The organism is Ancylobacter defluvii (assembly GCF_018390605.1).
Lineage (GTDB): Bacteria > Pseudomonadota > Alphaproteobacteria > Rhizobiales > Xanthobacteraceae > Ancylobacter > Ancylobacter defluvii.
On record NZ_JAHBGD010000024.1, the window covers coordinates 64,706 to 76,715 of the forward strand.

Annotated in this window: 11 protein-coding genes; 4 read left to right on the top strand and 7 right to left on the bottom strand. The window is 69.0% G+C overall.

The window, feature by feature from the left end:
• The first annotated feature begins 366 nt into the window (after window positions 1–366).
• Complete coding sequence (locus tag KHC24_RS16595; protein WP_213364438.1) at window positions 367–780, top strand: Hsp20/alpha crystallin family protein; 414 nt, start codon at window positions 367–369, stop codon at window positions 778–780.
• Window positions 781–791: 11 nt separating this feature from the next.
• Window positions 792–3,221 carry an endopeptidase La gene (gene lon / locus KHC24_RS16600; protein ID WP_213364439.1) on the top strand — a complete coding sequence of 810 codons (2,430 nt, stop codon included), beginning with the start codon at window positions 792–794 and terminating at the stop codon, window positions 3,219–3,221.
• A gap of 221 nt (window positions 3,222–3,442) precedes the next feature.
• Here lon and KHC24_RS16605 read toward each other — a convergent pair whose 3' ends face one another.
• Window positions 3,443–3,847, bottom strand: coding sequence for a hypothetical protein (locus KHC24_RS16605; RefSeq protein WP_213364440.1), 405 nt, complete (start codon window positions 3,845–3,847; stop codon window positions 3,443–3,445).
• 394 nt (window positions 3,848–4,241) lie between these two features.
• Here KHC24_RS16605 and KHC24_RS16610 point away from each other — a divergent pair, with 394 nt between their 5' ends.
• The gene (locus tag KHC24_RS16610; RefSeq protein ID WP_213364441.1) at window positions 4,242–4,871 is read left to right on the top strand and encodes a trimeric intracellular cation channel family protein; all 630 of its coding nucleotides are present in this window, start codon (window positions 4,242–4,244) and stop codon (window positions 4,869–4,871) included.
• A gap of 24 nt (window positions 4,872–4,895) precedes the next feature.
• Here the strand turns inward: KHC24_RS16610 and KHC24_RS16615 are convergent, their stop codons facing one another.
• Both KHC24_RS16615 and KHC24_RS16620 read right to left on the bottom strand, forming a co-directional pair.
• Window positions 4,896–6,242, bottom strand: coding sequence for an LLM class flavin-dependent oxidoreductase (locus tag KHC24_RS16615; RefSeq protein WP_213364442.1), 1,347 nt, complete (start codon window positions 6,240–6,242; stop codon window positions 4,896–4,898).
• A gap of 182 nt (window positions 6,243–6,424) precedes the next feature.
• Window positions 6,425–7,087 carry a DedA family protein gene (locus tag KHC24_RS16620; RefSeq protein ID WP_213364443.1) on the bottom strand — a complete coding sequence of 221 codons (663 nt, stop codon included), beginning with the start codon at window positions 7,085–7,087 and terminating at the stop codon, window positions 6,425–6,427.
• Between the two features lie 362 nt (window positions 7,088–7,449).
• On the opposite strand from KHC24_RS16620, the gene KHC24_RS16625 reads away from it, so the two are divergent.
• The gene (locus KHC24_RS16625; protein WP_213364444.1) at window positions 7,450–8,292 is read left to right on the top strand and encodes an oxidoreductase; all 843 of its coding nucleotides are present in this window, start codon (window positions 7,450–7,452) and stop codon (window positions 8,290–8,292) included.
• Window positions 8,293–8,335: 43 nt separating this feature from the next.
• Here the strand turns inward: KHC24_RS16625 and KHC24_RS16630 are convergent, their stop codons facing one another.
• The 4 genes from KHC24_RS16630 to KHC24_RS16645 form a co-directional block, all read right to left on the bottom strand.
• Window positions 8,336–9,241: a LysR family transcriptional regulator gene (locus KHC24_RS16630; RefSeq protein WP_213364445.1), complete on the bottom strand. Its 906-nt coding sequence runs from the start codon at window positions 9,239–9,241 to the stop codon at window positions 8,336–8,338.
• 146 nt (window positions 9,242–9,387) lie between these two features.
• On the bottom strand, window positions 9,388–10,155 hold the full coding sequence (locus KHC24_RS16635) for a phosphodiesterase (RefSeq protein ID WP_213364446.1): 768 nt from the start codon (window positions 10,153–10,155) through the stop codon (window positions 9,388–9,390).
• The gene (locus KHC24_RS16640) at window positions 10,152–10,961 is read right to left on the bottom strand and encodes an inositol monophosphatase family protein (RefSeq protein WP_213364447.1); all 810 of its coding nucleotides are present in this window, start codon (window positions 10,959–10,961) and stop codon (window positions 10,152–10,154) included. The genes KHC24_RS16635 and KHC24_RS16640 overlap by 4 nt, the downstream gene beginning before the upstream one ends.
• Window positions 10,958–12,010, bottom strand: a complete 1,053-nt coding sequence (locus KHC24_RS16645; RefSeq protein WP_213364448.1) for a LacI family DNA-binding transcriptional regulator — start codon at window positions 12,008–12,010, stop codon at window positions 10,958–10,960. The genes KHC24_RS16640 and KHC24_RS16645 overlap by 4 nt, the downstream gene beginning before the upstream one ends.

The window sequence follows — 12,010 nt, forward strand, 5'->3', positions numbered from 1 at the left end:
GCGCACGCCACGGTGTTGGCGAGCCTTGCCATCGCCTCTTAACTTCCCGCCCCGCAACGCTGGGGGTAGCGATCACCACCGCCATTCGCTCCGGCGCTGATCACCGGTCGATTGCTGCCAGCCTCCATCCCTGCCCCAGCCCCGTGCCCCTGCCCCTGCCCCCGCCGCGCCAGCCGCCACATCGCTCCGCCCCTGATCGATGCACGCCATCCCTGCGCTGTCCGCCCCCTTGTCGGGGTGGCGGATGCGCCTTGCCGGTTTGCCCGGCGCCGGTAATTCACCCCGCTCGCCGGGCAGTTGGCAGATGGGAAACGCCTTCCCATATGCGCGGAGCACGGTTCCCCAGGGAGCCGCTTGGAGGCCTTCATGCGAAATTCAGATCCGCGGCTGTGGATGTGGTCCGAGGCGCTCGCCATGGTGTCGCGAGCCGAGCGCCTGCGCGGGCAGATGTTCCAGCCGGCTCCCGCACCGCAGCGCGGCCGGGCGGTCCATTGGGAGCCGCCGGTCGATCTCATCGAGACCGAGCACGAGCTCCTGGTCTTCGCGGCGCTGCCGGGCGTCGATCCCGACCGCATCCAGGTGACGATCACCGCCGGCACGCTGGTGTTGTCCGGCGACCGGGTGCTGCCGCCTGAGCTGCGCACCGCCACCATTCATCGCCTCGAACTGCCGCAAGGCCGCTTCGAGCGGCAAATCTCGCTGCCGCCCGGCCGCTATGAGGTTGCCCGACCCCGCATGGTCAATGGCTGCCTCGTCGTCGCGCTGCGCAAGCTGGCCTGAGGGGATTTCACATGACACATCCCGCTTTTCTGAATGCCCGTCCCGTCCATGCCGCCGATGCCGGCGGCGCTGCCGGCCAGGACACCCCCGGCGCGCCAGCCGGCGAGCAGCCGTTGATCCTGCTGCCGGTGCGCGGCTTCGTGCTCTTCCCCGGCGTCGTGCTGCCGCTCGCCGTCACCCGCCCGGCCTCGGTCGCCGCCGCCCAGCAGGCGGTGCGCGAGGGCCGTCCGGTCGGCATCGTCATGCAGCGCGACGCCGCGCTGGAGGAGCCCGGCCCGCACGACCTGCACCGCACCGGCGTGGTCGCCAACATCCTGCGCTTCGTCACCGCGCCGGATGGCACGCACCACATCGTCGTGCAGGGCGAGCAGCGCTTCCGCATCGACCGTTTCGTGCGCGAGAAGCCCTTCATCACCGCGCAGGTGCAGCGGGTCGAGGAGGCGGCGGAGCACACGCCGCAGATGGAGGCGCGGTTCGTCCATCTGCAGGGCCAGGCCATCGAGGCGCTGGAGCTGCTGCCGCAGACCCCGGCCGAGCTGGTGGCGGCGGTGCGCGGCACCAGTGAGCCGGGCGCGCTGGCGGACATGGTCGCCGCCTATCTCGACATCGGCCCCGACGAGAAGCAGGAGCTGCTGGAGACCACCGACATCGCCACCCGCGTCGACCGGGTGGTGCGGCTGCTCGCCCAGCGCATCGAGGTGCTGCGCCTGTCGCAGGAGATCGGCCGCCAGACCCGGGCGTCGCTGGACGAGCGCCAGCGCGAGGTGCTGCTGCGCGAGCAGATGGCGGCGATCCAGAAGCAGCTCGGCGAGGACAACGGCAACGCGCAGGAGATCGCCGATCTCGAAAAGGCGATCACCGATGCCGGCATGCCGGAGGATGTGGATCAGATGGCCCGCAAGGAGCTGGGCCGGCTGCGCCGCATGCAGGACGCCAGCGCCGAATACGGCATGATCCGCACCTATCTCGACTGGCTGATCGCGCTGCCGTGGAAGCTGCCGGAGGAAAAGGCGATCGACATCGCCGAGGCGCGCAAGATCCTCGACGAGGACCATTTCGGCCTCGACAAGATCAAGCGCCGCATCGTCGAATATCTCGCCGTGCGCAAGCTGGCGCCGAACGGCAAGGCGCCGATCCTGTGCTTCGCCGGCCCTCCGGGCGTCGGCAAGACCTCGCTCGGCCAGTCGATCGCCCGCGCCATGGGGCGGAAGTTCATCCGCGTCTCGCTCGGCGGCGTGCATGACGAGGCGGAGATCCGCGGCCACCGGCGCACCTATGTCGGCGCGCTGCCCGGCAACATCATCCAGGGCATCCGCAAGGCCGGCACCCGCGACTGCGTGATGATGCTGGACGAGATCGACAAGATGGGCTCCGGCATCCAGGGCGATCCGTCGGCCGCCATGCTGGAGGTGCTGGATCCCGAGCAGAACGGCACCTTCCGCGACAATTATCTCGGCATGCCGTTCGACCTGTCGCGCGTGGTGTTCATCGCCACCGCCAACATGCTCGACACCATTCCGGGGCCGCTGCGCGACCGCATGGAGATCATCACCCTGTCCGGCTATACCGATCAGGAGAAGCTGCAGATCGCCCGGCGCTATCTGGTCCGCCGCCAGCTGGAGGCGAACGGCGTGGGGGCGGGGCAGGTCGAGATCGACGATGCGGCGCTCGGCGGCATGATCCGCGCCTATACGCGCGAGGCTGGCGTGCGCAATCTCGAGCGCGAGGTCGGCCGCGCCATCCGCCGCGTCGCCGTCGGCATCGCCGAGGGCAGCGTGTCGAAGGCGCATATCGGCGTGGCGGACCTGCCGGAACTGCTCGGCCCGCCGATCTTCGAGGACGAGGTGGCGCTGCGCGTCAGCGTGCCCGGCGTGGCCACCGGCCTCGCCTGGACGCCGGTCGGCGGCGACATCCTGTTCATCGAGGCGACGAAGATACCCGGCCGCGGCGGACTGATCCTCACCGGCCAGCTCGGCGACGTGATGAAGGAGAGCGCTCAGGCGGCGATGAGCCTGGTCAAGAGCCGCGCCGCCGAGTTCGGCATCGACCCGGCGGTGTTCGCGTCCAACGACGTGCATGTCCACGTCCCGGCGGGGGCGACCCCGAAGGACTGGCCGAGCGCCGGCGTGGCGATGTTCACCGCGCTGGTCTCGCTGCTGTCGAACCGCACGGTGCGCAAGGACACGGCGATGACCGGCGAGATCTCGCTGCGCGGGCTGGTGCTGCCGGTCGGCGGCATCAAGGAGAAGGTGGTCGCCGCCGCGCGCGCCGGCCTCACCCGCGTCATGCTGCCGGCCCGCAACCGGCGCGACTATGAGGACATTCCTCAGGATGTGCGCGACCGGCTGGAATTCGTCTGGCTGGAGCGGGTGGACGACGCCATCGCCAATGCGCTGGAGCCGGCCGAGGCCGCGACGGCGCGCGCGGAAGTGGCGGCCTGAGCCAGCCTCCGACCAACGAGACCCGGCGCCGGTCCCATCGGGCCGCGCGCCGGGTTCATGACGGTAGCGGCCAGGCAGCGACGTCCCCGATCGGGGCACGCAGACCATCACGCTGGTCTGGTGCAGCGGGCGTCGCGAGGAGGCGGCGCGGCGCATCGGGCTGCGTCTCCGGCGAAAGGGGCGGTTGAGACCGCTCCGGGCACCCGCGACGGCGCGACGCGTCAGTGATTTATCGCAATAATGGCGATCCTGCCCTCGTCACCAATGCCCGAGAACCAGATTTCGCCATTGCCGATCATCACTCCCCGCCAATTGGCGAACAGCGTCGGGTAGCTCTGGGCGGCGACGGCCTGCTTGATCTTGGCGGTGACGATCTTGTCGTAGCTGGCGACGAAATGCGCCGCGTCCCGGATGGTCGCGGCCTTGCCGTCGATCCGGGTCTTGAAAGGGTAGTCGACCATACCAGCCACCCCGGCACGGTCATCGGCGGCGACCGCCTGCTTCAGCGCGTGGAGGAAATCCTGATAGGGCTGGTGGCTGCCGAACAGCGTGTCGAGCGTGCCGTCCATCTCGGCGGCGGTCTGGGCGCTGGCCGGCGCCGCAGCGCCCACAAGGCACGCAGCCATCAGCACCGCGATGGCGCCGTATCGCCGGCGGCGCCCGACATTCGCCCTTGAGGCAGGAAACCGTGCGGCACCGGCCGTGCGGAAGATCGAAAACCCAGCCATCTCCCGGCCCACTCCATTCACCCGTTCCGGGGACGGGATCACGCCCGGCCATTTTCAAGGCCCGTGCGCCGACAGGCCCGAATACCGCCGGACTTTGCTCGACTGCCTCCGTTTTGACAACCGCGCCCCTCGCCACCCGCCCCCTCCTCCAGCCGCCAGCAACCGGGAACGCAACCCTGCCCTTGCCCGCCAGGCCCTTGCCCGCCAGGCCCTTGCTCCCCGGGCCCTTGCCGGCCGAAGCTGCGAAGCGGACGGCGGCCGTTCGGGTGGCCAGGAGAGCGGATCGGGAAAGATGAATTCGGCGGAACTCATTCATGTCCTCTATCTCATCGCCATCGTCGCCGAGGCGATGACCGCGGCGCTTGCCGCCGGCCGCCGGCAGATGGACTGGTTCGGGGTGGCGCTGCTCGGCTGCGTCACCGCGCTCGGGGGCGGCTCGGTCCGCGATGTGCTGCTCGGCCGCCACCCGCTGTCGTGGATCGAGAACCCCTCTTATCTGTTGATCACCAGCGGCGCGGCGCTGGCGACCATCCTCATCGCCCGCCACATGCGCCATCTGCGCCGGCTGTTCCTGTTCCTCGACGCGGTGGGGCTGGTGGTGTTCACCATCATCGGCTGCAACATCGCCAGCGGCCTCGATATGCCGCTCATCATCGTCATCGCCTCCGGCATGATCACCGGCTGCGTCGGCGGCGTGCTGCGCGACATTCTGTGCGCCGACGTGCCGCTGCTGTTCCGCGCCGAGCTCTATGCAACCGTGTCCATCGTCACCGGCGCGCTCTATGTCGGCGGGCAATGGTGGGGGCTGCCGCACCAGCCGGTGATGATGGCGGCGATGCTGACCGGCCTCGCCCTGCGGCTTCTCGCCCTGCGTTTCGGCTGGAGCATGCCGAAATTCACCTATACCGAATCGCTGCACTGAAGCCGCCGGGCGAGCCGCCGCCGGTCAGCCCGCCACCGCCTCGCGGGCCAGGAAGAACCGATTTTCCGGGCGCGGCAGGCCGAGATGCTCGCGCAGCGTCGTGCCCTCATAGTCGCGGCGGTAGATGCCGCGCCGCTGCAGTTCCGGCACCACCTTGTCGACGAAGTCGTCCAGCCCGGCCGGCAGGAACGGGAAGGTCACGTTGAAGCCGTCGGAACCCTCGGTCTCCAGCCATTCCTCCATCTCGTCGGCGATGCTCCGCGGCGTGCCGACGAAGGCGAGGCCGGAATAGCCGCCGAGCCGCTGCGCCAGCTGGCGCACGGTGAGGTTCTCGCGGCGGGCCAGCTCGATCACCCGCTCGCGGGCGCTGCGGCTGGCATTGGTCTCCGGCACCTCGGGCAGCGGCCCGTCCGGGTCGAAGCCCGAGGCGTCATGGCCGAGCGCGATGGAGAGCGAGGCGATGGCGCTGTCGTAATGCACCAGGCCGTCGAGCTTCGCCCGCTTGGCGCGGGCCTCCTCGACGCTGTCGCCCACCACCACGAAGGCGCCCGGCAGGATCTTGAGATGGTCGCGCGGCCGCCCGAGCCGGTCGAGCCGGCCCTTCACATCGGCATAGAAGGCGCGGCCCGCCGCGAGATCGGGAGCCGCGGCGAAGATCGCCTCCGCGGTCTCGGCGGCGAGCTGGCGCCCCGGTTCGGAGGCGCCCGCCTGCACGATCACCGGCCAGCCCTGCACCGGCCGGGCGATGTTGAGCGGCCCGCGCACCGAGAAATAGGGCCCCTTGTGGTTCAGCACATGCAGGCGCGACGGATCGAAGAACAGCCCGCTCGCCGGGTCGCGCGGAAAGGCGTCGTCGGCGAAGCTGTCCCACAGGCCGGTGACGGTGTCGTAGAACTCGCGGGCGCGGACATAGCGCTCGTCATGCTCCATGTGGTCGTCGCGGCCGAAATTCAGCGCCGCATCGGGGTTGGAGGTGGTGACCACGTTCCAGCCGGCGCGGCCGCCGCTGATATGGTCGAGCGAGGCGAAGCGCCGGGCGATGTGGTAGGGCTCCTCGAAGGTGGTCGAGGCGGTCGCCACCAGCCCGATCCGCGACGTCACCATCGCCAGCGCCGAGAGCAGGGTGAACGGCTCGAAGGAGGTCACGGTCTGGCTGCGCTTCAGCGCCTCCACCGGCATGTTCAGCACTGCGAGGTGGTCGGCCATGAAGAAGGCGTCGAACTTGCCCTCCTCCAGCTTCTGCGCCAGCCGGACGATATGGCCGAGGTTGAAATTGGCGTCCGGCCAGGCGCCGGGATAGCGCCAGGCGCCTGTGTGGAGGCTCACCGGCCGCATGAAGGCGCCGAGATGAAGCTGCTTGCGTGTGCTCATGCCATGTATTCCCCGATGCCGGTGCGCGCGGCGCGAGCCTTATAGCTATGGGGCAAAGTCGCAGCCGCAAGCGGTAGCAGGAGGACTTATCGGTATCGCCTTGCCGGAGGGGCACGCGGGCGAGGCCCCGGCAGGCGGGCGCGAGGCGCCGCCGCCGGAGGCAAAGGCCCTATGCCCCTGCGTCAGCTCTCGCTGCGCTGGGGCAGCACCGGCCGCCGCCGGCGCGGCGCCGGCTTCGCGACCTTGTGAAGGATGACCGACGTCACCACCAGGAACACCACCGTCATGGCGCCCATCACCGCCAGCCATTCCATGCTGCCGAAGCTGCCCAGGCTCGACGCCGCGTGCCCGGCAAGCCAGCCCGGCGACAGCATCAGCCCGGCCCAGGCGAAGGCGGAGGTCACATTGGCCAGCTGAAACTGCCGGTGCTTCATCGCCATCATGCCGGCGACGAGCGGAATGGTCGAGCGGACGGGGCCGAGGAAACGGCCGAAGAACACCGAGGCGAAACCATAGCGCCGGAAGAACAGCCGCGCCCGCGCCACGCTCGGCCGATATTGGGCGAGCGGCCATTTATAGACGAGGCCCCGGCCGACGCGGCGCCCCAGCATATAGGAGACGGCATCGCCGAGGATGGCGCCGATGATCGAGCCGGCCAGGATCGGCAATGGCTCGACGATCCCCGAGCCCATCAGCCCGCCGATCACCATCATCAGCGCGGTGGCGGGAATGAACAGGCCGACGATGACCAGGGATTCGCCAAAGGCGACGATGCCCGCGACGAGAAGGGCGTAGGATTGATGCGTCTCGATGAGAACGCCGATCTGCCCGATGAATTGTTCCATGCAAACTCTTTGTGCTCGATCCGTGCGTCAAACGTTTGACACCGCGCCCGCCGCCAACGGATCGGCTCCACTTGCCCCGCCAGGCGGGCGCGACCATAGCAGCCGCCACGCCGCGCGCGAGCAACCGGGCGATCAAAACGCAGCTAGCTTCTCCTTACGCAGCGGCGTTCACCACGCCGGCAGCCACGGAATGCGAGTGAATGTGGCGGCATCGCCTGCCTTCCCGCATGGCCACGATATTGATGAGCCTGTCTCACTATCACATGGAAATAATAGCGGATTATTTCACCTGAACGAGCCAGGTACCGTCTCTCCATCAACACGGCGCCGCGCTGCGGAGCCCCAGACAGATGGAGATCGTCATGCGTACATGGTTCATCACCGGCGCCTCGCGCGGCTTCGGCGCCCTCATCGCCGGTGAGGCGCTCGCCGCCGGCGACAACGTCGTCGCCACCGCCCGCGATCCGCGCACCGTCATCGACACGCTCGGCGAGCATCCCCGCCTGCTCGCCGTCGCCCTCGACGTGAACGACGAAGCGCAGGCCTTCGCCGCCGCCGGCGAGGCGGTGAAGCGCTTCGGCCGCATCGACACGCTGGTCAACAATGCCGGCTTCGGCCTGCTCGGCGCGGTGGAGGAATCCAGCGCCGCCGAGGTGGAGCGGGTGTTCCGCACCAATGTGTTCGGCCTGCTCAACGTCACCCGCGCCGTGCTGCCGCATATGCGCCGCCAGCGCGCCGGGCATGTCATCAACATCTCCTCGCTCGGCGGCTACGGCGCCTATCATGGCTGGGGCGTCTATGGCGCCACCAAATTCGCGGTGGAAGGCCTGTCGGAGGCGCTGGCGCAGGAACTCGCCCCGCTCGGCATCGCGGTGACGGTGGTGGAGCCCGGCTTCTTCCGCACCGACTTCCTCGACGAGCGCTCGCTGGTGAAAACCCGCGCCGAGATCGCCGACTATCACGAGACCGTCGGCGTCATGCGCAGCTTCGCCGCCAGCGCCAACCACGCCCAGCCCGGAGACCCGGCCAAGCTCGCCAAGGCCTTCATGACTCTGGCCAATGCCGAGAAGAAGCCGCTGCGCCTGCCGCTCGGCAGCGACGCGGTGGCCCGGATCGAGGACAAGCACGCCTTTGTCGAGGGCGAACTCGCCCAATGGCGCGCCCTCGCCGTCTCCACCGACCATGACGACCAGGCCGTTGCCTGAACAAGCCGGGACCGCGCGGCAGGACCCGCCTGCCGCGCGGCGCTCAATCTTGGCGCGAAGACCCCGCCCCGCGCGAATAATCGATGAAGCTGCGCAGCGTCGCCGGCATCTGCCGTCGGCTCGGGTAATACAGATAGAAGCCGGGATAATGCGGGCACCAGTCCTCCAGCACCCGGACGAGCGTCCCGCTGGCGAGATGAGGGCGCACCTGCGCCTCGAACAGATAGGCCATGCCGGCGCCGTCGAGTGCCGCCTCCAGCATCAGGTCCTGTTCGCTCAGGGTCAGCGGGCCATCCACCTCGACCGCGACCTCCTCGCCGCCGCGCTCGAATTCCCACGCATAGAGGCCGCCGCCGGGGAAGCGGAAGCGGATGCACGGCTTGTCCCGCAATTCGCGCGGATCCTGCGGCGTGCCGTGGCGGGCGAAATAGCCGGGCGAGCCGACCACCGCAAAGGCATGGCGCGGTCCGATCGGCACGGTGAGCATGTCGGCGGCGATGTTCTCGCCGAAGCGGATGCCGGCATCGAAGCCATCAGCCACGATATCGACCAGGGCGTCGCTGACCGCCAGCTCGACCCGGATATCGGGATAGGCGGCCATGAACCGCGTCAGCAGCGGCATCAGCACCAGCCGCGCGCAGAGCCGCGGCGCGTTGAGGCGCAGCGTGCCGAACGGCCGGTCGCGAAAGAGGTTCAACTCGTCGATGGCGTCATGGATGTCGCGGAAGGCGGGGTTCACCCGGCCGAACAGGCGTCCGCCCGCCTCGGTCAGCGCCACGCTGCGGGTGGTGCGGTTGAACAGCCGCACCCCGAGCCGCTCCTCGAGGAGGCGCATCGAATGGCTGAGGGCGGAGGGTGTCACCCCCAGTTCGGCCGCCGCGCGGCGAAAACTGCCCTGCCGCGCGATGGCGAGGAAGACACCGAGATCGGCCGGATCGATAGTGGCCATTGCTGAGATTATCTCGCCAATCGAGCTTTTTACATCAGCGAGATTGCACAATGTGACGGCGCGAAGCCAGCAGGCTTTTCGTCCCCGCGCGTCCAGTCTTTCGAGCAGGCTGGCCTGATCGTACACCGCACCGGTCCGCCGCGCGGCTACCGGTCGCGGCAGGGAAACTCCTGCGCATGCACGGTGACCCCGCCCTCGCCGGCGAGGATCACCGCATAGGCCGGCGGCTCGAAGCTCACCCGGTGCGGTCCGGTAAAGGCAAGCGCCGACTGGTGGTTGGTGCTGCGCACGGTGGCGAAGGGGATGCCGTCGCAATGGCCGCTGGTCAGCCGATGCACATGGCCGGCGAAGAGGTGACGCACATTGCCGTGCCGGCGCAACACCGCCAACAGCCGGCCGGCATCGGCAAGTCGTGAACTGTCCAGCGAGGGAATGCCAATTTCCACCGGCGGATGATGCAGGAAAATCAAAGCGTTGCGCGCTCCTGCAAGCGCCGCGTCGAGCCAGCCGAGCCGCGCGTCGCAGAGCCGTCCTTCGACATGGCAGGGCTCATGGGTATCGAGCAGCAGCACCCGCCACCCGTCGAGGTCGACGGCGGACTGCACGAAACCTCCCTCCCCGAGCCCGTCAGGGAAGGCGCCGGCAAAGGCGGCGCGGTCGTCATGGTTGCCCATCATCAGCCGATACGGCGCCTTCAGCACGACGAGACGCTCGGCCAGCGCCGCATAGGCTGCCGGCTCGCCATTGTCGGTGAGGTCGCCGGAGAACACCACGAGATCGGCATCCCCATGGTGGCGGTTGAGGTCGGCAATGCAGTCCTCCAGCCGCGCCAGCGGGTCGGAACCGTGCAGCGTCCCGCCCGGCAGGACGAGATGCAGATCACTTACCTGAATGATCTTGCACGCGTTTTTCACGCCGTCCTCTCCAGCCGCGTGGCCTCGATCAGTGCCAGCACCTCGTCGCGCAGCTGCGGCGCGCAGCCGATCACCGGGCCGCCGGCGATCAGGTCGCCGGCTTCGAAATCATTGGTCCAGCCCCCGGCCTCGCGGATCAGGCACAGGCCGGCAAGGCAGTCCCAGGCATTGATATGCGGCTCGTAATAGGCGGCGAGACGCCCGCAGGCGACATGCGCCAACCCCAAAGCCCCGGAACCGTGGCGCACGAACATGCCGCCTGCCGCCAGCAACCGCTCGATGAAACCGGTCACCGCACGCGGCGGCACCCGACCATTGGCGCCGACGCTCACCAGCCCGTGGCGCAGATCATTGCCTGCATCGACGCGGATCGTCTCGCCGTTCAGCGTCGCCCCCCGTCCGGCGATGGCACGGAACAATTCGCCCGCCGTAGGATCGAATATGAAGCCGGCCACCGTCTTCCCGTCGCGCATCAGTGCCAGCGAGATGCACCAGTTACGGATGCCGTGCAGGAAGCAGCTGGTGCCGTCGATTGGATCGAGAACCCAGACATATCCTGAGGTCGACGGCGTGAAACCATATTCCTCGCCAAGGAAGCCGTCGTCGGGAAACGCCGCGCCTACCCGCTGGCGCACCCGTTGCTCCACCTCGCGGTCGGCTATGCTCACCACGTCCTGCCCACCGGTCTTGGCCTCGACGGCGAGGCTGGCGACCTTCGCAAAATAGCCGAGCGCCAGAGCCCCGGCCTCATCGACGAGAACGCCCGCGACATCGAGGCGAACGGCAAGGGAATCAGGCTGCGTCACGAAGGCACTCCGTTGTGTGTCGGGGTAGTGAAAGGGGCGAGCGTACTCGCCCGCTCGACGAATACCGCCTGCAGCCGCGCCGTCGAAGGCGCCGCGGCGGGGTCGGTGAGCCGGCGATCGAGATGGGCAATCGTGCGGGCGGCGATCTCCGCCGGATCCTGCCGGAAGGTGCTGAGGCAGTAGGCGTCCCAGCTTGCTTCGGGAATGTCGTCGAAGCCGATCACCGCCACGTCTTCCGGCACACGCAGGCCGAAGCGACCACGCACAGCGTCCATAAGCCCGCACGCAACAAGATCATTGACGCAGAATATCGCCTGCGGCCGTTCCGATCCTGCGAACAGCTGTCCGGCCACCGCCTGCCCGCCGGCATAGTCGGTATCGGCTCCGCGCGCGGAAGCGACCTGCGCGCCCTGACGCCGGGCTTCGTCGACGAAGGCCCGCTCGCGCTCGACGATACTCGGCGTTCCCGAGGCCGAGCCGGCCAGCCCCAGCCGCGTCAGGCCCCGTGCCACGAACAGTCGCGCCGCCGCACGCGCCGCGCCGTCATTGTCGATCCGCACATGATCGCAGCCAGGCTCGGAGCGGCCGATGGAGATCAGGGGCTGTCCGTTGCGGCGGGCCAGTTCGACGAAGGAAGCCGGCGGCGAGCCGGACAGGATGATCGTCGCTTCGGCGCGGTAGCCGAACAGCGCCGCCTGCGCCGCCTCCAACTCCGCCGGCGACGAGCCGGTATTGATGAGGAACGGCACATTGCCGCGCCGGATGAGCGCCGCTGTCAGCGTGGAGACGAGATGGGCGCGGAAGCCGACCTCCGGCTTTGTGGCCACCAGCCCAACCAGCCGGCTGCGATTGGCGAGCAACCCGCGCGCCAGGTCGTTGACCTGATAGCCGAGCTCGGCCGCCGCCCGCATCACCTTCTCGCGCGTCTCCGGCGCGACACTGGCCCCCGGCGTGAAGGCACGCGACACCGCCGAGCGCGAGACACCGGCCCGCTCCGCCACCTGCTGCGCGCTGACAAAGCCGCGCGCGCCGTCTTCGAGAAGGGGCAT

What these genes read in the sequence shown, in the direction of transcription:
- KHC24_RS16625 (WP_213364444.1), top strand. Translation starts at nt 7,450, where the DNA reads ATGCGTACATGGTTCATCACCGGCGCCTCGCGCGGCTTCGGCGCCCTC.
- KHC24_RS16595 (WP_213364438.1), top strand. Translation starts at nt 367, where the DNA reads ATGCGAAATTCAGATCCGCGGCTGTGGATGTGGTCCGAGGCGCTCGCC.
- KHC24_RS16615 (WP_213364442.1), bottom strand. Translation starts at nt 6,242, where the DNA reads ATGAGCACACGCAAGCAGCTTCATCTCGGCGCCTTCATGCGGCCGGTG.
- KHC24_RS16605 (WP_213364440.1), bottom strand. Translation starts at nt 3,847, where the DNA reads ATGGCTGCGTGCCTTGTGGGCGCTGCGGCGCCGGCCAGCGCCCAGACC.
- lon (WP_213364439.1), top strand. Translation starts at nt 792, where the DNA reads ATGACACATCCCGCTTTTCTGAATGCCCGTCCCGTCCATGCCGCCGAT.
- KHC24_RS16630 (WP_213364445.1), bottom strand. Translation starts at nt 9,241, where the DNA reads ATGGCCACTATCGATCCGGCCGATCTCGGTGTCTTCCTCGCCATCGCG.
- KHC24_RS16620 (WP_213364443.1), bottom strand. Translation starts at nt 7,087, where the DNA reads ATGGAACAATTCATCGGGCAGATCGGCGTTCTCATCGAGACGCATCAA.
- KHC24_RS16645 (WP_213364448.1), bottom strand. Translation starts at nt 12,010, where the DNA reads ATGCCCCTTCTCGAAGACGGCGCGCGCGGCTTTGTCAGCGCGCAGCAG.
- KHC24_RS16610 (WP_213364441.1), top strand. Translation starts at nt 4,242, where the DNA reads ATGAATTCGGCGGAACTCATTCATGTCCTCTATCTCATCGCCATCGTC.